Source organism: Veronia pacifica, from assembly GCF_001707825.1.
Lineage (GTDB): Bacteria > Pseudomonadota > Gammaproteobacteria > Enterobacterales > Vibrionaceae > Veronia > Veronia pacifica.
In genome coordinates this window covers 66,150-87,154 of the sequence record NZ_LYBM01000017.1, presented here as the reverse complement: position 1 = coordinate 87,154, position 21,005 = coordinate 66,150, and the positions used below count along the sequence as shown (strand labels likewise).

General features: G+C 43.1%; 23 protein-coding genes. 8 read left to right on the top strand and 15 right to left on the bottom strand.

Going from position 1 to position 21,005, the window contains the following annotated elements; translation table 11 throughout:
- Positions 1 to 53: 53 nt before the first annotated feature.
- From A8L45_RS10950 to A8L45_RS10925, 6 genes are all read right to left on the bottom strand, one after another.
- On the bottom strand, positions 54 to 443 hold the full coding sequence (locus A8L45_RS10950; protein WP_068902193.1) for a hypothetical protein: 390 nt from the start codon (positions 441 to 443) through the stop codon (positions 54 to 56).
- Between the two features lie 124 nt (positions 444 to 567).
- The gene (locus tag A8L45_RS10945; protein ID WP_083228299.1) at positions 568 to 906 is read right to left on the bottom strand and encodes a zinc ribbon domain-containing protein; all 339 of its coding nucleotides are present in this window, start codon (positions 904 to 906) and stop codon (positions 568 to 570) included.
- Positions 907 to 990: 84 nt separating this feature from the next.
- A complete protein-coding gene (locus tag A8L45_RS10940) occupies positions 991 to 1,446 on the bottom strand; it encodes a hypothetical protein (protein ID WP_068902146.1) in 456 nt (151 codons plus the stop codon).
- Positions 1,447 to 1,487: 41 nt separating this feature from the next.
- Positions 1,488 to 2,018: a GNAT family N-acetyltransferase gene (locus A8L45_RS10935; protein WP_068902144.1), complete on the bottom strand. Its 531-nt coding sequence runs from the start codon at positions 2,016 to 2,018 to the stop codon at positions 1,488 to 1,490.
- Positions 2,019 to 2,415: 397 nt separating this feature from the next.
- Positions 2,416 to 3,231 (bottom strand): orotidine-5'-phosphate decarboxylase, encoded by an 816-nt coding sequence (pyrF, locus tag A8L45_RS10930; protein ID WP_068902141.1) that lies wholly within the window; start codon positions 3,229 to 3,231, stop codon positions 2,416 to 2,418.
- Between the two features lie 132 nt (positions 3,232 to 3,363).
- Complete coding sequence (locus tag A8L45_RS10925; RefSeq protein WP_068902138.1) at positions 3,364 to 3,834, bottom strand: P-loop nucleotide/nucleoside kinase family protein; 471 nt, start codon at positions 3,832 to 3,834, stop codon at positions 3,364 to 3,366.
- 459 nt (positions 3,835 to 4,293) lie between these two features.
- On the opposite strand from A8L45_RS10925, the gene A8L45_RS10920 reads away from it, so the two are divergent.
- A complete protein-coding gene (locus tag A8L45_RS10920) occupies positions 4,294 to 4,746 on the top strand; it encodes a hypothetical protein (RefSeq protein ID WP_068902136.1) in 453 nt (150 codons plus the stop codon).
- Positions 4,747 to 4,946: 200 nt separating this feature from the next.
- Here A8L45_RS10920 and A8L45_RS10915 read toward each other — a convergent pair whose 3' ends face one another.
- On the bottom strand, positions 4,947 to 5,387 hold the full coding sequence (locus tag A8L45_RS10915; protein ID WP_175401972.1) for a hypothetical protein: 441 nt from the start codon (positions 5,385 to 5,387) through the stop codon (positions 4,947 to 4,949).
- 293 nt (positions 5,388 to 5,680) lie between these two features.
- Here A8L45_RS10915 and A8L45_RS10910 point away from each other — a divergent pair, with 293 nt between their 5' ends.
- The gene (locus A8L45_RS10910) at positions 5,681 to 6,904 is read left to right on the top strand and encodes a flagellin N-terminal helical domain-containing protein (RefSeq protein WP_068902133.1); all 1,224 of its coding nucleotides are present in this window, start codon (positions 5,681 to 5,683) and stop codon (positions 6,902 to 6,904) included.
- A gap of 380 nt (positions 6,905 to 7,284) precedes the next feature.
- Here the strand turns inward: A8L45_RS10910 and A8L45_RS10905 are convergent, their stop codons facing one another.
- On the bottom strand, positions 7,285 to 8,628 hold the full coding sequence (locus A8L45_RS10905; RefSeq protein WP_068902130.1) for a ligand-binding sensor domain-containing protein: 1,344 nt from the start codon (positions 8,626 to 8,628) through the stop codon (positions 7,285 to 7,287).
- A 519-nt stretch (positions 8,629 to 9,147) separates the two neighbouring features.
- Between A8L45_RS10905 and A8L45_RS10900 the strand changes: the two genes are divergently transcribed.
- The 3 genes from A8L45_RS10900 to A8L45_RS23815 all read left to right on the top strand — a co-directional run bounded on the left by A8L45_RS10900 (position 9,148) and on the right by A8L45_RS23815 (position 12,134).
- Positions 9,148 to 10,917, top strand: a complete 1,770-nt coding sequence (locus A8L45_RS10900; protein ID WP_068902128.1) for a hypothetical protein — start codon at positions 9,148 to 9,150, stop codon at positions 10,915 to 10,917.
- 571 nt (positions 10,918 to 11,488) lie between these two features.
- On the top strand, positions 11,489 to 11,926 hold the full coding sequence (locus tag A8L45_RS10895; RefSeq protein WP_068902126.1) for a hypothetical protein: 438 nt from the start codon (positions 11,489 to 11,491) through the stop codon (positions 11,924 to 11,926).
- Positions 11,927 to 11,948: 22 nt separating this feature from the next.
- Positions 11,949 to 12,134: a DUF1289 domain-containing protein gene (locus A8L45_RS23815; protein WP_083228302.1), complete on the top strand. Its 186-nt coding sequence runs from the start codon at positions 11,949 to 11,951 to the stop codon at positions 12,132 to 12,134.
- Positions 12,135 to 12,324: 190 nt separating this feature from the next.
- Here A8L45_RS23815 and A8L45_RS10890 read toward each other — a convergent pair whose 3' ends face one another.
- On the bottom strand, positions 12,325 to 12,786 hold the full coding sequence (locus A8L45_RS10890; RefSeq protein WP_068902124.1) for a GNAT family N-acetyltransferase: 462 nt from the start codon (positions 12,784 to 12,786) through the stop codon (positions 12,325 to 12,327).
- 419 nt (positions 12,787 to 13,205) lie between these two features.
- Positions 13,206 to 14,618, bottom strand: a complete 1,413-nt coding sequence (locus A8L45_RS10885) for an alpha/beta fold hydrolase (RefSeq protein ID WP_068902122.1) — start codon at positions 14,616 to 14,618, stop codon at positions 13,206 to 13,208.
- Positions 14,619 to 15,160: 542 nt separating this feature from the next.
- Between A8L45_RS10885 and cspE the strand changes: the two genes are divergently transcribed.
- Complete coding sequence (gene cspE, locus A8L45_RS10880) at positions 15,161 to 15,373, top strand: transcription antiterminator/RNA stability regulator CspE (RefSeq protein WP_068902120.1); 213 nt, start codon at positions 15,161 to 15,163, stop codon at positions 15,371 to 15,373.
- A 104-nt stretch (positions 15,374 to 15,477) separates the two neighbouring features.
- On the opposite strand, the gene A8L45_RS10875 is transcribed toward cspE, so the two are convergent.
- Positions 15,478 to 15,969 (bottom strand): hypothetical protein, encoded by a 492-nt coding sequence (locus tag A8L45_RS10875; protein WP_068902118.1) that lies wholly within the window; start codon positions 15,967 to 15,969, stop codon positions 15,478 to 15,480.
- Positions 15,970 to 16,270: 301 nt separating this feature from the next.
- Here A8L45_RS10875 and A8L45_RS10870 point away from each other — a divergent pair, with 301 nt between their 5' ends.
- Positions 16,271 to 17,899, top strand: a complete 1,629-nt coding sequence (locus A8L45_RS10870) for a patatin-like phospholipase family protein (protein ID WP_068902116.1) — start codon at positions 16,271 to 16,273, stop codon at positions 17,897 to 17,899.
- A 55-nt stretch (positions 17,900 to 17,954) separates the two neighbouring features.
- On the opposite strand, the gene A8L45_RS10865 is transcribed toward A8L45_RS10870, so the two are convergent.
- Positions 17,955 to 18,266, bottom strand: coding sequence for a putative quinol monooxygenase (locus tag A8L45_RS10865; RefSeq protein ID WP_245680701.1), 312 nt, complete (start codon positions 18,264 to 18,266; stop codon positions 17,955 to 17,957).
- Between the two features lie 95 nt (positions 18,267 to 18,361).
- Between A8L45_RS10865 and A8L45_RS10860 the strand changes: the two genes are divergently transcribed.
- Positions 18,362 to 18,772, top strand: a complete 411-nt coding sequence (locus A8L45_RS10860; protein ID WP_068902112.1) for a VOC family protein — start codon at positions 18,362 to 18,364, stop codon at positions 18,770 to 18,772.
- A gap of 40 nt (positions 18,773 to 18,812) precedes the next feature.
- Here the strand turns inward: A8L45_RS10860 and A8L45_RS10855 are convergent, their stop codons facing one another.
- From A8L45_RS10855 to A8L45_RS10845, 3 genes are read right to left on the bottom strand one after another with little or no spacing between them, the layout of a single operon-like run.
- Positions 18,813 to 19,706, bottom strand: a complete 894-nt coding sequence (locus A8L45_RS10855; protein ID WP_068902110.1) for a hypothetical protein — start codon at positions 19,704 to 19,706, stop codon at positions 18,813 to 18,815.
- Positions 19,706 to 20,575 carry an ABC transporter ATP-binding protein gene (locus tag A8L45_RS10850; RefSeq protein ID WP_068902190.1) on the bottom strand — a complete coding sequence of 290 codons (870 nt, stop codon included), beginning with the start codon at positions 20,573 to 20,575 and terminating at the stop codon, positions 19,706 to 19,708. The genes A8L45_RS10855 and A8L45_RS10850 overlap by 1 nt, the downstream gene beginning before the upstream one ends.
- On the bottom strand, positions 20,575 to 20,943 hold the full coding sequence (locus A8L45_RS10845) for a GntR family transcriptional regulator (RefSeq protein ID WP_068902108.1): 369 nt from the start codon (positions 20,941 to 20,943) through the stop codon (positions 20,575 to 20,577). Before A8L45_RS10845 ends, A8L45_RS10850 begins: the two co-directional genes overlap by 1 nt.
- Positions 20,944 to 21,005 lie beyond the last annotated feature (62 nt).

The following is a 21,005-nucleotide window of genomic DNA, read 5'->3' as shown; positions in this document are numbered from 1 at the left end:
CTAGATACATCATGATTTATAACGCGATAGCGCGTCCTTACTTGAACGCCTTGTTAAATGGCATAGCCGCCAAGCCTAGTGATAGTAAATGCAACATATTCACCAATAACCTTGGAGTCATGGGTATGTATAACCTCTTCCTCGATGAGCACCCCGCAGTCTATCTTGACAGGATTTATTGATATAACTTCACCAAATGCTCTGTATTTCCAGCCTCTAATTTGCTCAAGACATTTTTTCTTTTCTGGATTCCCTTGAAATATAGATTCCCAAGACTCACCTTCGTCAATCATGTTTAAGAATTCAAACTCAAAGGCTTCACCAACTTTGGGCGAGCTTTCAACATCAAGGGTTAATTCATCCATAACACAGTATTTACATCCATCTATTTCAATGGATGCCTCAAGGTATGTGCCTTCTGTAGAAACTAGCTTTGCTATCATGTGTCCCATTTAACGCTCAAATAATAAGCGTCTACCAGACCAAACTGATTGAAACACCTGAATCTCAGAGTTTCTGTTAAGAATTGCGCCACTAGTAAATGGCCCTCATTCACTAGTAGTAGCTTTACCCTGTGAGTAAATCGAAGAGCTTTTGACCTTTACCAAGTTGACGATTGTAGAATTCGGTATGTCCACACTCGCTGCATGAGAGGAAGTAAAACCTGTTTTTGTTGTAATTAAAGAATGTACTCCAAAATCCACCACTAGCTCTTAGCTCACCAATTTCGTACGATTCTGAATTACACTTTACACAAGAAAACTGGTAAGAGGTTTTGGAGCCCAGTACATGATTCGCCATCTGCTTATTTGCTAAATCTTTACCTGGTGAACCACAACGACTACATCTTTCATTGTGAGGTTCGTTTAAGTTTCCGCAACCTATACATTCCCAATTTTCACTCATTGCTCTTTCCTTTTGTATAACGCGCGCATATGCGGCTAGCTTGTATAGCAGTAGAAGGCCTGCCAGTCCGAAAACATGCGCTTGTTAAGTTAAATTTTTCTTATTTTGGTACATGCCAATACCAAGCCTTAGGCAATCATCAAGATTGTCGGGTGCTGAACCACAGTAAACTGATTGCACAAGCATACTTATTGTATGTAAGCCCTTAAAATTAAACTCGAAACCATGACCATTCCATGCAGTGCCAATTTGACGGACTTTAACAATTTCATGGCCTTCAAATTGTTGGAATGGGGGATATGTTGATATGGCATAACCATCTTCGTTGGTAAGTTTTGGCACTTCAATCAAATTGCGAATACCTAAATATTCGCCGCCGCTCTCACCATGTAAACAAAAATTACCTTTGCTTGTTTTAAGGTAAACGACGTTGAATTCGTCTTGTACAGTATTAATCAGCACTTGCTCAAGAAGCGCTCCTTCTAGATCGCCTAAAAGTTTGCATGCATCTTCAATGTATCGCTCGTAGTTTTTATCCATGTTAATCCAGCGCCTGTAGGGGGCGCTTTTGGATGGCCTTGTTATAAGCCCGACTTCATATACACGGCTGTATTACCCAACTCTCCGCTGGGGAGTCGCCTCTCATTGACCAACATGGCCTCCAATTTGTAACCCACTCTTTCCGCAACGGCTCGACTACTTTTATTGCCTTCAGCAGCACGAATTTCAATTCTCTTAGCGTTTAACTCCATGAAAGCATACTTCTCTAAAGCCTTTACTGCCTCAGCCATATAACCTTTACCGACGCTAGAACTTCGCAACCAATACCCAATTTCAAAAAATGGTACCGATTTATCCCGAATGATAAGACCAATTGCTCCTATAAACCGATTTGAAGCCTTTTCTACGATTGAATATCGTAACTCTTCCTCAAAATTCTCGAAGTTCAAAATGGCGGTTTGTGTATTTCTAACAGAGTCTTGCTGAGTCAAAGCATAAGGAACCCACAGAAGAAAAACTGACAATTCAGCTTTGCTTTCAATGATTGCTTCCAGCATATCAGGTTGGAGTTCCATCGAAGGTGGAAGAAGTCTTAGCCTCTCTGTTTCCATTCGTTGTATTTACCTTTTAGGCTTATAACGCCTGCCAGCACAGGCAAAAATAGTGGAGCGGCTTTTTGCCCTGTGGCTGCATTTGTTAGCCCTTGCTCCATGTCTTTTGCGGCTTGCCGCCAGCGCCTTTTAAAAAGGCTACCGCATTTCGCTTTGCCACAAACCGTGTTTTAGCCACCAAGAGACAACAACCTGATTTTGAATTCAAATGTGTGATTGGAATTTCAGACACGTAACTCAAACAAAGATTGTTCGCGTGATTCGACACAAACCTGCGGCTATGAAAAGAGGAGTTTGGTGGCTAAACCTTGGGACTCAAAATCTAAAATTAATGGGGGATAACGTCAAGCTAAGCGGCGCAGCTTTGCTGCGTCCATGCTTGAGAGCCTTGTTATACCTATTTTCGATGTGAGTTGATTTGTGAGCGTAGTTTTAAAACCACTTCTCTAGCTTTGCGGTCAAAATCATCTTCGCTGCTCGCATAAATCACACCTCTAGATGAGCTAATAATTAAGCCTGTCCCATTTGTAGTTTTACCTGCTTTTACTAGGGCCTCGATATCACCACCTTGCGCACCAACTCCAGGTACTAAAAATGGCATATCACCCACTAAAGAACGAACTTTTGCCATCTGAGATGGCCACGTAGCTCCAACCACAAGCAAGCAATTGTTGTTGTAGTTCCATTTATCACTAATTAGGGTAGCAACCTTTTGATACAAAGGAACTCCATCGACAACCAAATCTTGGATGTCACTAGCCCCAGAATTTGATGTTCGGCAAAGTAAAACTGTCCCCTTGTCCTGATATGACAAAAAGGGTTCCGCTGAGTCATATCCCATGTAAGGATTGATAGTTACCGCATCAACTTTAAAGCGTTCGAAAGCTTCTACTGCATATTTTTTTGCCGTACTACCAATGTCACCACGTTTTGAATCCAAAATTATAGGAATAGAGGGGTATTCACTTTGAATGTATTGAATTGTTTTCGTCAACTGGTTTTCCGCTGACTCAGCGGAAAAGTAAGCAATTTGAGGTTTGTATGCGCAAACTAAATCATGTGTAGCATCGATTATTCTTTTATTAAACTGAAAAATTGCGTCAGGAACATCACGAATACTCTTAGGAAAACGTTCCAGATCTGGGTCTAGTCCAATACAAACTAATGAATCATTCTCTTCCCAGATGCTATTTAACTTTTCAATAAAACTCACTCAATTCTCCTTTTGATTTAGTGCTTGTTTTGATGGGTGCGATTTAGGCATAACGCCTGCCAGCACAGGCAAAAAATTGCGGAGCGGTTTTTTGTCCTGTGGCTGCATTTGTTAGTTACCTCGGCAATTCTCTCACCTAACGCGGAAAACACTTTCGTTTGGCGTTGGAGGCTCAAACCAAGACCAGAACATATCTAACATTGCGGGTGTCATTTTATATGACTTGCCATTTGGATCTGAATTTCGCGCAAACGCTCTTTCCTTACATGTATTGAAAGACACATCTAGATAATGAACCTCACTCTCGACACCCGCTTTTGAGGCCCAATCACTAAAAGTATCTCGATCAGATTTGGACCAAAAACCAAAGTCAAAAATAACCGGAACGCCAAGCGAAGTAAGTTGTAGCGCAGAATCTTTGAATAACTCTTGAAGAGTAGCCAAACGACTGTCGAAGACTTCACGCTCCATATGTTCACCATATAAAGGGATCATCCACTCATCTATGGAGAAACGAAAGGCTCCGTGTCTATCAGCAAGTACTTTGGAGTAGGTAGTTTTCCCTGAGCCTATAAAGCCACACACGAAGTAAACTTTAGCCATAATTCCTTTCAAGCTTAATGGGCATCAACGTGTTCAATATAAACCGAGCCTGCAGAGCATTAAATCAGTTGTCATCGAGACTGCGTACCTGCCCCAGAAATCACTTACCTGCCCTGCCATTTAGGTAGGTCAGCTCTCTGGTACACCCAAAACATCCATGTTTACCAAGATTTCAGCCCATTTTCGCCATTAAGGTGTACCATGATAAATATCAGTAACTTACGTCATGAATTGTACCTATCCTGACTTCAAGACCTCTCTTGGTACACTCCTAACTCATTGAAAATCCTCATGGTACACCTGCTACACAGAGGTGTACCAGAGGGCTGAACTACCGAAATGGGAGAGCAGGCTTATTTCTTCGAGACGGTGTGAATTACATAATACGGCCAATTTGATTGCGAACTCTTCAGAACTATATTGGTGCTTTACAATTTATTGGTTAGCCATGCATTTTCGATGGATTATTTACAACTTATAGGAACGAGACTAAAAAGCGATTTCTTAATCGACTTGTTTGAAACTTATGATGTGGATGTCACCTATGAATATGATCGACTGCATGAGAGTGAAGACGATTCCTATACCGCATTCATCCCAGAGCTTGGATTAGAGTTTTCATTTGACTCTGAACAGCGATTGGTAACGTTATTTATGACACTTTCACAAGCTGATGGATATAACCCCTTCGAGGGTATTGATCCGAGAACTGCTCCATTTGGAACTGCAGCAGAGGCTCTGGTTTGGGCAAATGATAAATCGCTTGATGCAAGTGTCATAGAAGCCAGTAGTCACCCAATATTTGGTGAAACTCCTGAAAGTATTCGTATTGAACTAGAGACTTTGTATATTCACTACTCATTTGAAAAAGGGACTATTTCAAAGGTCACTTTGGGTAGCAAGAATTCGTAACAAAGGTTATGACGTCATAGTTGGTTCAAGTGCTAATGGCTCATAAAAACTGATGGTTTATCGGCAGATGAAAGTAAGAGCTAGTTTTGGAGAATAGGTCGCTTAATCCCTAAACACGTCACAAACGGTTGCGATTACTCTTACGTAAACAACAATACATCTTCGCTTAGAAGCTTCTTCAAGAATTTTGTGTTAACTCTTTACTGGTGCCATATTGAACGGAGCCACTCCGCGATTGCGACATTCTGCTCGAAAAGAGAATAGCGCGTACCACCACCATAGTCAGGCATATCAATCATATCTGTTGTTATCCACCGCAGAGGACTGGCGTCGGTTCGTTGATGATAGTGGAATACCTTCCTGACAACCTCTTTACTCGGTTCAATTTTGTACGCATGCCAAAAATTTTCCCATTCACCTTTTGCTGGCTTTTTAAATGGATACTGACAGGCTCTGCCCCAACGGCCATCAGAACCGATTTGTGCATTATTTTTGGGTCCATTAGGCGCGACGGGACGCACTTGTAACCACACCACCATGTTCTGAGCGATCCAATCATCAATGATGTTGTTGTCTTCGAACGGATCAAGAATCAGTTTTCCGTTGTTTACGTCCTCACGAATACCGCTGACATCTGGCACACTGGTAATAATACCGTATAGTATTTTAATTAGATTAGCCTATTGCTAATAGAACTCCATCTTATTAACCAAGAACAACGGATTTACTCAATCTAATTAAAATAAATAAACCATCATATTTTTATCAAAAATAAATTATTCAATCACTTGCGATTAATTATTCCTATATATAGATACCTATACTATATATAAAAGTAAAGAAAATCTCTACGCTGTCGATTACCAGTACAACACCAGTAAAAATTAAAAAGTCTTCTATTCGAAAAAATATTGGCTTATTTTTAGGTGATTGAATGTCTGGCATAATATTTAACAGCTTTCAACAATCCGTTTTCAGTAACCAAATTAAGGTACAACAAAACTTGGTTGCTGAATCATCCACTAAAATTGCATCCGGCCAACGGATACATTCTGCGGGTGACGATGCCGCTGGCCTGCAGCTCTCTAATAGACTCAACTCCCAGGCCTCCGGCATGGACGTCAGTTTTAGAAATATCAATGAAGGGCTCTCAATACTTGAAGTAGCAGACGCCGCTATCGAAGAATCCACATCCATATTTCAACGTGTCAGGGAGCTCGCTGTAAGAGCATCTAACGGCTCTCTGGGCCAGAGCGAACGTGATTCGATTCAAGTGGAAATAACAGCACTTAAAGATGAGTTAGACCGGATATCTGAAACAACATCATTCGGCGGTGAAAAGCTTCTCAATGGCTCATTTGGGAGCAAAACACTTCAAGTGGGCACTGACGCAGGCGAAGGACTGTCGATAACAATGCCAGACCTGACGCTGGATAAAATGACAATCAACTCTAATCCTGAGCTGTTCAAGAACTCTAACGGCTATTTCAGTATTAGAGACGCCGCTGCAGCAGAGGGAGATTATCTTACATGGGAAGTGGAAAGAGGCCCCCTTACTGATAATTGGATTGCATTGAACATTCCAAGCGACACCGCGACATACGGCAGTGATTATGGAAATTGGGATGCATCCTACGATGGAGGGAATACATGGGGCGCAACAAAGTACTATGGGAACTATCTCATTCCCTCCGAAGGCGGTGGTGATTCATTCTTGGTCCGGGTCTACGCTTATGACAACAGCACTTACGAGGGTAATGAATCATTTGCCCTAAGCATTCAGACAAATGGCGGCGAACTTAGGGCTCAAGGCCATATTATTGATGATGCTGATTATTACATGAAAGATTTCAACGTAAATACTATCGGCGATGCACAAAATACCATTAATGCGGCTGACGGAGCGATACGTCATTTAGATGAAGAACGTTCTAAAATCGCAGCGATCCAGAATAAACTGGACCACAGTTTACATAACCTTGCTGAGAATCAAATAAATATCGAAACAGCAAAAAGTAAAATTATCAATACAGACTTGGCAAAAGAAACAACAAAATATGCTAAACATTCCATATTACAGAATGCTTCATCAGCTATTTTGTCTCAGGCTAAAAACTTACCTACTAATCGTCTTCAAATTATGGCACAACTTAGCTGACAATTTTCACTGATCATAATTAAGAAAATGGATACGATAATTGAGAAACCAACATTTTGGTTTAGATTAAGAAACACATTAAATCTTAAATAAAAAATGCTTCTTTAAGTTTTTCATTGCAAGCGCCCCAATAATACTAATAACTTTTTTAGCCGTGAATAAAAACTTATCCTTCCTCTAGGAAATTTTATTTTTAATATATCTTGAAACACCTAATGGATGAGGTTTTCTATTATTTTTCAACGCTTAAAATACTTGTAAAAAGTTAATCATTGATAGTGGACCATACCCACCATTTTAAAAGAGCTGACGCAGGTTCGAATCGAAATAGTAGCAATAAGGCAGGAACACCCTGCCTTATTCAGTCAATTTACAATTTATCAGTAGAGCTCGTAAATGCCTTTACCTATCGCAGCGAACACACGACCCTCAGCATCGGTAACCATTCTTTCCACCACAATCACTTGCTTACACATTACTGAGTTTGGATCAAACTCGCATGCATCCGTACTAATGGTTAACATCGCCGAGTTCGTGTTATCACTCACCTGCCATTGCGATAAGTTTTGAGACTTGGCAACCCCGAAATCATGGGAGCCGATTAGTACGCCATTGCGGTAAGCAACAGAGACGAGGTTATGGTCAAGGACATCAGAATTGGCGGGTGTAAAGTGATTCCAGACTTGAGTGCCGGGATTGTACTTTACCAAGCCATTAATATTTCCAGCCATAAGAATGTCGCCCGATGGCGTTTGGCTAAAGTCCATAAAGCCACCAGCTGGTAAACCACTATTTTGCTCAGTGAAGGCTTGCCACTGTCCATTGTCTTTGACCGCAACACCTCCCTTAGCCATAGAGCCAATCCAAAGCCTGCCTTGTTGGTCAACAAACTGAGTCTTGATGTCTGACTCGCTGTCTAAACCTGTATCAGTGACTTTTGAATACTTTTCACCATGTTTTACATAGAGGCCATTGGAAGTACCAATGTATAGAGCATCGTCTTTCGGCTGCAGGCTGAAAACCGCTGAGCATTCGTCATCGGTTGTTGTTTTACATGCCAGATCACTTTCAAGAACAGTGAGGCTTTGATCGACCAAAGAGTAACTGGTGAGCAGGTTTCCACCCATCCATTGGCTTTTACGACCAGCCAAGAAAAGCGAATTACCATGGACTTTCATATCATAAATAGGCTTTGGCAGCTGGTTTGGGTCAATGTTAAGTGTTGATATCTGGCCATCACGAGTATCAACTTTATGGACTTCCACAAGGCGCATATAGTCACCCGTAGCCACATACAACTGACCATTTGAAACGGAAATGTCAGAGACTTTGTTATCAAATTGCTTGATTAAACGAATGCCCTTGGTGAACTCACCATGTCGTGTTTCAGATTGTCCGTTGCGAGATATCGTCAGACTATAGTGGTATGTGCCATGGTCCAAAAGTGTGCCCACGGACTCTCTTCCGATATTAAGTGTGTATTCAGATGTTGGTTCGGCACTGGCGTATTGAAAAATCGAATTGTCGTCTTTGTCATAGACATCAAGTTCAATATCGACGCTTTTACTGAAGTTAAACTCAAGCTGGTCGGTTTTGCTGCTAGTTAAACTGTTGAGCTTAAACTGAGGTTTGGTGGTGAATGCAGCAACAGTCACAGCAGGCTCCGGCACCTCTATCTCTGTTTTTTCTCCATTTTTATCAAAATTACAAGCAGTTAATGCCATCAATACACATATAGATAGACTTATATTTTTCACTTTCGCTCTTTCTTGTATCAATAAACTTTTCGAGCATGATAATGATAACGGTTATCAATATCAATTTGGAGAATAGATAAAATTTAAGAGATTTATGGTTCATTTAATGGACAGCAGCACTAACATTCTGATTTAAAGAGGTATCGTGCAAAAAACCGGATTAAAGATGAACCTGACTACTCGCGTTGGCTCGCGATGAAAACTGTTCTGCAAGCATCATCCGCTAACCCTTTCGTTACCGAAGGGGAATCCTTATCAACCGCCTATTACATCGAGAAGTACCGATACTTCGAAAGAATAGAAATACAGAGGTGGGAAAGTAATCACAACTCACTGATAATCATTTGGTTACATTGTTAACCATGAAAACTAACAATTTAATATATTATTGAAGACTAGCATCGCAGACATTATAAATATTATATTGCATTAAATATTAGACATATAGAATGACGGGGGAATATACATACAAGGACTGTTTTTACTATGAAAAAGACGTTATCTACACTTCTCACGCTTTCTGCATCACTGATCAGTGTTGGCGTTCATGCCTCTCCTCACAACCAAAATGCAAGTCTCTTAGCACCAATGGCATTGCATTCATCAGACTTTTCAGTGACGGTGGCAGATACAGATATTCACGATATTTCTCGTTACTACTTTAACGGATATGATCTTGATGATGTTGATATTGTTCTTCGTTCATCGGCTGGGATCTCACTGGTCAATCACTCACCGAGATACCTGAACCGACCGCTAATACAGGTCAACGACAAGATCATTAGAGTTAACAATGTCGTTGCTCCGTTTACCCGTCTTGATCTTGATGTCTCCGGTGTTACCCAAGACCCTATCTCTAACGCGCATTTCGTAGAAGAGCAGCCTTTCTTCAAAGCAAACGTCCGCGAATATGTCGACATCAAGCCACATAAAGATAAGTTTGCGATGCCAACTGCACATAACGTCTATCAATACGAAAAAGAGATGCGCGGTCTAAAGCAGGTGTTCAATAACTACACTTATAATTACGAATTTGTCGATTTTATTGAGCAGTACATGTCTCGTTTTTCTCTTTACAGCCGTCAATACCACGAGGAAGAGTGGTGTGAGGCCCACAACACCAGACACAAGCGTGCTCTAGCCCTGTCTCCGTCTGATGACTATATCTCATATATCGCACGTGATAACGCCAGCAATACGGTAAAACACATCAGCATGCTCGCCAATAAACCTTTAGCGAAATACACCATGCTCACAAGAGCCGCAAATGGCCTCGCGACGACCAATAATGGCTGGCTGAGTGTTCGTGATTTCAGGCTATTCAGAGAAGGGGCAACGAGTCCTAAAACCACGTATATGCATGAAAAAATGCACAACCATGGCTTTGGCCATAAAGGTGGCATGACCTATGGCTATCCTGCGAAAACCGGTGAGTTTGTTAACCAGTACTGGGATAACTTTTATGTTGATGGCATTGTTGAACAAACGACACCAACTCTGGCAGTAATGCACAACACCAAGGATCTGGGTAATGAAGTTGAAGTCGTATTGCAGCTTCTGGATAAAGAGGGCACCGAGGCATCCAGCCGGAGTATTGATAAGTTTATGCTGCTTACCACAGACAGCATGACACTGAACCGGGCCACCTTTAATGATATCGACGGCCAAACTGTTGAGCTGCAGGCAAGCCGTGTTGTTGCAGACGGCAACACCTATGTCTTCGACAACATCCCTGCCCTGCACGCTCAGACGCTGGAGAAGGTCAATACTCAGCCAAATGCTGCCAGCACGGTGAGCCTATTCTTTGACAAACCGAGCAGCGCCATTTCATCGAAAGAAAAAGCGCCGACCTCCTTGGTGTTTATCGGTGGTAGCAGTGAAGACTTCTATCAACAGTCAAACCTAATACTGAATTACTCCAATGCCCTGGGATACCGCCACGACAATGATCAGTTTGTTTACTCTTTCAAAGAGTACACACTGGATGAGAATAATACGTTTGTTGAACAGAACGCACTGTTCACGCCGCAGCAAGCTGAAAATATTTGTCAGGAAAAAGGCATGACGCTGGGGATGCTGCAACCGTTCAAAAGCTCAGCGATGATTTCCTTTCAAAATAAGTTTTTGAAGTACGGTTCTCAGGTTGGCCTTTCCCATGAAACGGGTGAACCTGTCGCGGTCAATATACCGACAAGCTACAAAAAGAACCTGGTAAAGGTGGTGGACAAGGGCTCACTGATCGTCTGTCAGGGCTAGTGACACGTATTGCTAACGCAGTGATAACCCATCACCATGTAACAGAGAGAGGCGGTAAAACCGCCTCTATATTCACCTTTAGGAGCTTTTGACCACCCATAACCCCAAAGGTCAAATCGATCAACGAAACCTGATAATCCCCATTATTTTCTGTATGTTAACTATCACACGTACATCTCTGATAGCTTTTGACCACCAGCAACCCAAAAGGTCGATAAGGTGTTCATAGGGAGCGGGCAGACCATCCCTGAATTGAATCATATGGTTCCTTTTGAAAGGGATTATCTTTCTCCGCATCCCTTTGAAACGTATCACCCTTGAAACAAAACACCAGAAAAAGACATTGAGTCTATTTTAACGTGCTGATTTAACACTAAAGTATCAATCATTTTCCGCATTGTTTTTATAAATGGCTTAGCATTGCCAAGGACGGAATCAGGCGTTTAATGTGAGAGTGATAAAGACATCGCTGCCCTATTTATCAGATGAAGTTGCGGTTTCACTCAAACGTATTTGCACGTTGACTCGTCTAAACCATCTGATTTTCTAATGATCCAAGCGAGCAGGGTTTATGAAAGATATAAAAGCAATTTTCCGCAATCTCGAAAAAATGCTGACACAGGCGAGTTGGTTTGAAGATGGCTGGGAGATCTATAATCGTGGTCCTTATCTGCAACTCTACAAGGAAAACTGGCACAACCAGAATCAAGGTGGCATTCACTTTGAGACCTATATCGAAGCACCTCAGATAAAGCAGAAAGCCTTTCCGGTATGCATGCACGCAGAAGAAGACTGCCCTGAACAGTCAGCGTTTATTGAGGCGTTTTTAGCATACGAGAGACGTCGCATAGAGAGTTGGAAAGGTTATAAGATCTCTGGCAAAGGCTACGATATTTGCCAACGCTCAATGCCACTTAACACCAAGGGCCTTGAACAGAGAATCTTTGAGGAGTTAAACAGGCTCAGACAACTTGAACACAGTGTCGATAAGGTGTTATCTGAGCTGTAAAAGAAAAAAGCGAGGAATGCCAGTGAAAAAGCAAAAGAGCCCCTGTGTTGATTTGTGCGATTTCTCTGGCCCTAAGGGCTGGTGTCATGGCTGTGGCCGCACCCGTCAGGAATGCCAGAAATGGAAGTCAATGAAGCCATATGCAAAACTCAACTTGCAAAAAGAGCTGGGCAGAAGGCTGTCGCAAATAAACACTCAGTCGCGGTAAAAGGACGCAAACACAGCCACAAAACAAGTCGCTGTCAGTACCAGTAATAATTTTCTGTACTGAGCTTAAATAGCTTTTGACCACCAGTAACCCAAAAGGTCGATAAGGTGTCAGCCAGTATCACTTCTCTTCACGAAATAGCTCGGTAAGCATGCTCGCCGGGAGCACCATTAGCTGTCTGACAGGCACTTTATCGCTCTATGCTCAGCTCCATATAAATACTCAATGGATCGTGAACATAGCTGCCAAACTCTCGTCTTTTTTTAAAGCCCAGACTTTCATACAAATAGATAGCTTCCATTTGCTTGATGCCCGTCTCCAGCCTTATAAAAGGAAGGACTTCTTGTCTGGCATAGTGTATCAGCGCGCTGACTATCGACCTTGATATCCCCTGTCCCCGACACTCCGGCTTGACGTAAATTCGCTTCAATTCGCCATAGACACCATCATTGTTTTTACGTACTAATGCTCCACACCCCAGCACATCATTATCTTTCTTGATACCAATAAAATGGACATCTTTGCCCTTTAATTCTTCAATCGATAATAGCTGGTTACTCTCGGCGGGATAAAGCGAATGCATTAACGCATCGATATCCTCAATCAATGCCAGCACATCCTCTGATTCTGGGTCTAACTCAATAATTTGCATACAATAACTGCCCCCTGCTCGGTAGAGATAAAAATAATGAGAACACTATAGGTACAGAAGAAGAGCTGGGATATCGGGTATTGAGACGGTTGAGTCGTGGGTCGAAGAATCATCTATTGCTCCCCCTAAAAAGCATCTGACCACCTGTAACCCAAAAGGTCAAAACGCTGAAGCTGATAAAACAAACACATGAATCTATTGATAAATATTTTTTTGCGCAGCTAAATGAGCTTTTGACCACCCATAACTCAAAAGCTCAACACACTGTATCTTTTAGGTAGCTAACACAGGTGCTAACGTCCTGTATTAACAGACAGATTTTACGTAAAAAAGGGCCAACCCAGTGGATCGGCCCTAATTTATGAACAGCGAAATAGCCGCTTGGTGCTATGTCGAGATAATTAATTTATCCGTCATGCTCAACGAAGCAAAAATTCGATCGCTGCTTTGTCCAACTCTGGATTAGGGTTGAAAGAAAAAATCAGACCATGCTCCACTTTTTGATCAATTTCGTGGAATACTGCGCTATCACCAAAGATGCTTCGCATTGCCTGACTCCAGTAAAAAGGCGTCTCCGGGTCATTCTTCGCTCCTACGACCATCACATTGTCAGCGTTAAGCTTTGAGCCCAAATCCGCAGGGATAACAACCGGATCCGTGATTGCTGACCATCCGTGACACATATTGGCCTCGTGATTGAACACATATGAGCCGAAGATACCCGATTTATTCCTGAACTGTTTTTCTGTCATCGGTTTACCAGAATGCTCATCGGTACAGGTAACAGCGCGACGAACAGCATTGTAATGTTTCTTCCATTCCTCAAGCTCTTCGTGTTTCCTTTCAATCAAGGATTCAGTAACAACAACAAAGGCAGCACCCAGATCCTGATCAAGGAGGCTAAACAAGGGTTGCTTAACCGCTTCCCATGTTTCATCAATGTCTACAGAACGTACTGCACCCAGAAGACTATAGAAGTGGTGAGGTCGTATTCTTTCGCCGTCGGTTGTCACAAACCATTCAATATGGTCAAAATCTGCAATCAATGCCTTCAGTTTCTGCATGTCTGCATTCACGTTGCGCCCAGCTTCAGCCAGACGAAAACGCATTACCTGCTCAAACGCCTCTAAACTTGAGAAATAAAGATCGTCAGCCTGTGTTTTTTCAGGATGCATTGCCGAATCAAGGATCAATTTCTCTACATGCTCAGGGTACATATCGGCATAAACAGTACCAATACGGGTGCCGTACGAGTAACCAATGAAACTTATTTTGTCCTCACCCAATACCTGTCTCAGCGCATCCATATCTTTGGCGGCGGTGTTAGTCCCCATATAGGGGGCCAGTGACTCAAAGGTCGACAGACATCCCTGCTCTGAATATGCGCACTCTCCGAATGCTTCTGCAAAAGCACTGCCTCCCGTTCCTCTTGGATCTAAACCGATGATGTCAAAATGTTCATTGAGCTCGTCATATCCAATCTCCGGTCTTCTTTCATGACTTTCTTTCAGATCCTGGACCATGACCGCGGCTTCAGAAGAAGCAGGCATACCCGGACCACCGAAGTTCATCAGCAGTGCACCAGACCGTTCGTTTGGATTTTTTACCGGGCTTACACTATAGAAAAGATCAACAACGTCAGGCACAACAGGGTCGATGTGGTCATAGTCCGCCGGCACCGTAAGATTGAAACATTGAGCGTTTTCAAACTCTTCCATATCAGGGCAGTCTACTGGGGTGGAATAGGGCCTAAACGTCGATGCGACACCGACCTGACTTGCAAGCATGAGACCTAAAAAGATGGGGGAAAGTGCGAAGGCCGACTTTTTCATGGGTATTCCTTAATTATTATTTTGACTTCTTGAACAATAAAAACAGGCCGTTGTGGAGATAGAGAACGCAGGCTGAGGTTTCATCATTTTGATGGCGCTGCAAGGTATCAATGCCTTCAATAAAGATCAATGTGAGATATTCTCTTTGTGAGACTAATGTGATTACTCTCTCTGTTTCTCCATAGAGAATTAAGCGGGTGGGAGGATACAAACCAATACTGGAGTGCTTTCAAAAAAAGGTAAGCAAGAGAGAAAAGGCGCGGATAACCAAAAGAATAAAAGAAGCGTTATATGTTTCTGCCACTAAGCCCCGTAAATCCCAGAAGTAACACAAAAGACTGGCACGATGCCTGATATTCTTTTACTGCTCTGTCGTTCAGAGAATTATTAAATGCCACATGAATTTTGAGCTAAACCTTTTGCTGCACCCAGTTGTTGTGTACCTCAATGTTTCCCCCTCTTTTCAACGTTACATTTCGATAATTCAATTGATTAGCATCTCGCCTTTCGGCGCACTTATGTATTTGAAAAAGGGACAACATATGTCTAATGCAACAACCGGTATAGTGAAATGGTTCAATGAAGATAAAGGCTTTGGTTTCATCACACAGGACAATGGAGGTTCAGATGTTTTCGTTCATTTCCGTGCCATTGTCTCTGAAGGGTTCAAAACCCTGAGTGAAGGGCAAAAAGTGTCATTCTCTGTCGAGAGTGGCCAGAAAGGTCTGCAAGCATCAAATGTGATGGCTATTTAACCGGCCCATACCGATGAAAACGAAAGCCAGCGTCGCTGGCTTTTTTTATTTAAATCAGAATGTAACCATCTAAACCTCAGAAGACTATTTTTGTCATCCAGTGTCTATTGAGCCTCCGAGATCGTCACTACCGCTTTGCCGTAATTATTTATCCAGGCAAGCGGAAATACGACGTCATTAATTTTAAAGTAGAGTTTTTTGCCAACAAAATTCGGCCTCTGGCTTGTATCCAGTGCTTCAAACTGCACTCTGGCAAGACATTCCGAGTTATTATTGTCGGGACACACCATGACAGAGCCCAACCGTATTGTTTTATTGATCGCCAGAAAACGCGAAAAGAACTCCTGAATATCATGTGCCCAAGAACGCGTCCAACCATCAACCGTATTTGGCCAGAAAAAATCACGCCAATTCTGTTCGTCAATCGGATTTACATGAATTCGATAGCGGCGGTTGCTGTCTAAAGTGGTACTTGCTATGACATATTGTTGAGAGCCGTCAAATTCAAACTTGTCCAACACGACGTCAGCATTTGCTGATGTGCATAAAACTGCCAAACCGATTAATATCGAGCGATAAAAAGACAATATATTCATGAATGTTCTCTCCTCCCAGGCGTTATTTTTTACTGAAGAGCTGACGGAAATGTCATGCTCGCGACTAATACCCAGTAACCCTAGAAAGAAAACCCATCAGACAGTGCGCTGTATTTGCGAAAACCCATCAATCTATTGATACGCATAATGTCTCATATTAACTAATTATAATTTCATCAATTACATGCGATAAATACTCAAGTCATTCTTTGCCCAATTTTCATCAATTCGTTTTCTTTCTGACGCATAAATACTGTACAGATAACAAGACACTTTTAACTTGTTGCCCAAGGAACGAAAAATGACTATCGAGATAAATGGAAAGAAAAGAAAGGTTTGTCTGGTATTACAAGGTGGCGGTGCACTCGGCGCATACCAAATTGGCGTCTACAAAGCATTAGAAGAAGAAATAAAAAAAAATAAAGACTTTGACGATATTGATTGGTTTGCGGGTATCTCAATCGGTGCGATTAACGCCACGCTTCTCGCAGCAAACGAGCAATCTGAACGCCTAAATACACTCGAAAACTTCTGGGACCGTATTTCTTATCCAATGACGGATCCAACAGAAGGCTTTTCTGTTCAGGAAAACAATTCATGGATGAACTGGGGGCAGAGTGTCAATGCCAGCTCTGTGAATAAAGAAACAGAGAGTTTTCTCAGTGCCGTGGAATCGTTTTGGCAATGTAATCCTTTTATGAAGCAATTTGTTGAAGCAACGATAAAAAGCTCGCCCATTTACAGCCAAACCGTCTTGCCTACCCCCTTCGCATTCAATGACAATTTCAGTAATTTAGGTTATCTCTTCAACTGGATGAATGTCAGCACGTCACTACTCTTAGGACAGCCTGATTTCTTCACTCCCCGCCTGCCATGGGTCGTAGGGCCGTTGACATCTGCGCCGGGGACAGACGCCGCAACGAGCTTTTACGATACAACGCCACTGAAACATACCTTGAAAGACATGTGTACCTTTGAACTACTTAACGATAAAGCTGAGGGTAATAGTTCACCTCGACTGACTGTTGGCGCAACGCGCGTGACCGACGGTGAACTGGTGTTTTTCGACAGTGAAAACAAAGACTACGACATGGGACCCGAGCATGCTGTTGCCAGCGGCTCACTGCCACCAGCCTTCCCTGCAACAAAAATTGAAGAAGACTATTACTGGGATGGTGGCGTCGTCTCCAATACACCGCTCAATGGTATTTTAGATCTTGCCGGACAAGACGAAGAGTTATTGATCTTTATGGTGGATTTGTGGAATCCAAATGGCGAGCGACCAAGCAACCTGTCTGATGTTGCATGGCGACAAAAAGAAATACAGTACGCCAGCCGTGCAGCAGCACAAATTGATTCTGTCGTTGCAAAGCATAACCTCAAACACTTGCAAGCTGCTGTTGCAGACAGCAACGACCCATCTGAGTATGCCAAGGTACATGGCAGAAATATTGATATCGTCCACATTACATTTAATCCGTTCTCAGACCACACCTGGCTCAGTGACACTGAGTTTTCACGACGCTCAATCAGAAGAAGAAGCGAAGCAGGCTACGAAGATATGAAGCTGGCGCTCGCCGCATCACCGTGGACCCAAGAGGCGAACAAGTACGAACCTGTTCGCCTCTTTACCCGAAAAAATAAAGAATCGTGGGAATGTAAGAGCCAAGAAAGTGTCGTGTTATCTAACTCTGCTATCTCTGACAAGCCTGTTTGGCAGCCGGAGACAACCGCCGAGAAAACCGTAAAAACACCAGCCACAAAGACAGCCAGTACGCCAAAAGCATCGGGCACCAGAAAAACTGCTGCCGCATCAAGAAAACCTGCAGCAGATAAACCGAAAGCCGCCTCTACGGCAAAACCTGCACCGAAAGCCACATCGACCACCGCACGTCGAACGACAGCGAAAAAGTCGACCAAAGCAAACTAATGGCAACAAAAAAACCGCCTGCAATTGGGCGGTTTTCTTATTGATCACATTTGTATCAGGCGCTGTTAAGCGCTACAACGTCAGCCCGTAAAACCGACTGTTCAACCACCAGCCCAATGATCTGCTCACGACTTTTTAAATAGTGAGGTGTTAGCTTGTGGTCTGCCAGTGCCTGCTCATCGCGATATACTTCATACAGGTAAAAACAGTTTTCTTCTTCTCTCGCCTCTATCACATCAAACGTCAGACACCCTTCCTCATCACGCACCGAGGCAGCGGCATTCTCGCGCATTGCCTCTAAGTACGTTTCTCTGCCTTCTGGAGCAATGTTGTTTTTCACTATGATGCAATACATTCCCTTATTCACGGCCAGTTCCTCATTTCCGTTACACACATAAATATCCACAATGATTATATTGTATACAATATATAATATTTTATGTTCACAAATATGAGGTAACTATGAGCAATCCGGTGACATTACTCGGTCTCAGGCATCTGGCGCTCAAAGTGCATAATCTGGAAGAATGTGAGGCGTTTTACACTGACGTTCTGGGGATGACGCTACTGAGGAGAGCCAATGACAATCTGGTGTATCTGACATGTGGTAACGATAATCTCTCGCTGAGCCGAGCCCGAAACCAAACTGACAACAAGGGGTCAGCACTCGATCATTTTGGCTTTATCGTGCAATCGGTATCAGAGCTGGAAGCCTTATATCATTATCTCGCAGAACAGGGCGCTCCCTTGATGGATCAAATACATCAACATACAGATGGCGCATGGTCATTTCATTGCAAAGATCCGGCAGGTAACGTGATTCAACCGATTTACCACCCCGATGTCGGTGAACAGGTGTTAATGAAAGAATGAAAAAAGGAGGCGAATGCCTCCCATCTGGTATGTTCTGAACTTAGGTTCGAGCTTTACGATAAAAGACTTCAACATCTACCGTTCTGTTGAAATGTAGACTGATCAGGAAGGCAACAGCCCCCATCAGGAAGTAGAAGATTATATCCATCACATTGATATTACTGATGAAGGCATCACTCTCGGAGAAGCTTATTGTGAACGGTAAAAATATTGCCGTCACAAGGCTTTGCATAAAGCTACCAACCAGTTCTACGTTCAGGAATTTGACAAAAATCAGCTCAAGAATTGCCACTTTTATCAGTAAGAAAATAAAAGGGTGCCGGAATACTTGAGACAGCGCCATCATAATGGCAGCCAGCGGCAGAAGCATGACACCAGACAGCATCATTTTCAGCCAGAAAGCTGGAACACTGAATAGTAAGCCGGTGATACTGAGAGCGTTGCCCCCCCAGAAACCCGTTGGTAACTCGACAAACAACCCAACCAGCCAGACACTGACGTTAGCTATCAGTACCAACAGTGAGCAAACAACCGGGATAACCATCAAACCGAAGGCGAATTTCACCAGATGATCCTTGAGCGAGCTAATTGGCATACTGGACCAAAACACGGCACTGCCGTCGTCCTTTGGCTTGCGATAGGTCAAACTGAAAAAATAAATAGAAAGCAGAGCTGAAAACATAGCGACAAAAGGATCAATGACTAACGTCAAACACTGATCCAGCGGTCTTTCTTCATTATCAATGACGCATAGCTGAAAATCGTCGCCTGCCCGATTATCTAATATCGTAGAGATCATGATATCTGCAGTACCGAGTTTAAATATCAGGTAACCGCTCAGTACAGTGGCCAATATCGAAAAAAACAGCGCAATGTTGATCACTATTTTCTTTTCCAGCCACTCTTTTTTCAGCATTTGAACGATGGTTTGCATCAGGCATCCTCCCCCTGCAATGCAAGAAAGACATTGGCCAACTGAACGGGCTTCTTCTCTCCCAGCTCCTTGACCGCATCAATATGTTTGGCATCCAACATCCACTCACAGGTGCCCAGTCCTTTACGGCTGAATATGGGGGCGAGAGGAGCAATTTTATCACCGGCACTCTGGCTGGCTTCCAGCATAAAGTAACGAGAGGACATATCTTCCATGGAGCCGTAAAATACGGGTTTGCCCTGCTTCAGGATGAGGACGTCTGTCAGCAAGTGTTCAATTTCAGCCACTTCATGACTGGCGATGATCAATGTTCGCCCACCCTCCTCAAACCATTCGATCAAATGGCGATAAAAGATATCGCGATACATAAGATCCAGACCCAGTGTTGGCTCATCAAGGATCAACACTTTAGTATCTGTTGCCACGACGATGGCCAGATGCAATTGCACCTTCATGCCTTTCGACAGGGTTTTAATTTTTTTATCTTCCCTTACGTCGGTGCGCTGGAGAATTTCGCGGGCTTTGTCGATATTAAAACTTGGATGCACGCCATTCACATAGGCCAATAAATCAGCCACTTTCATCCAACCGGGCAGTACATTGACATCAGAAATATAAGACAGCGATCTCATCACCGCCTCCCGTTCAGTCAATGGATCCATACCGTTTATGCGTATGGTTCCGCTTGCCTGGTGATTTCCGAGCATGGCTTTTATCAGGGTCGATTTGCCCGCACCATTGTGCCCAAGAAGTCCCAATACCTGACCGGGATGCAAGGTGAAGCTGACATCAGACAGTGCTTCCCCGGTATTTTTACGCCAACCACCGTAATGTTTGGAGACGTTCTTCACCTCAACAAGTGGTCCCATCATTGTTTCTCCATGCAAGCTCTGAGTATGGAAACGAACTCATCCAACGACATGTCTGTCTGAGTTAACACCGCAGCAATCGCTGGTATTTGTTGTTCGATGAATTGTCGTTGCTGCTCTTCACGCAGCGCACCAACAGCACCCTTTGCAACGAACATACCCTGACCACGCTTTTTCTCTATCAATCCTTCGTCCACCATAAGCTGATATCCTTTCATCACCGTTAAATGGTTGATTTTCATGTCTGCAGCCACCACCCTCACCGATGGAAGAGCTTCTCCTTCCTGCCATACACCCTGCAATATTTGTTGCCTGATAGTATCTGCCAGTTGGCGGTAAATAGGCTGGTTTTCATTCCACTCCGACATAAGTATGCCCTTTCTTCACTAACGAATTTCTGTGTCGCACCCCACTGTTTTACTCACATAGC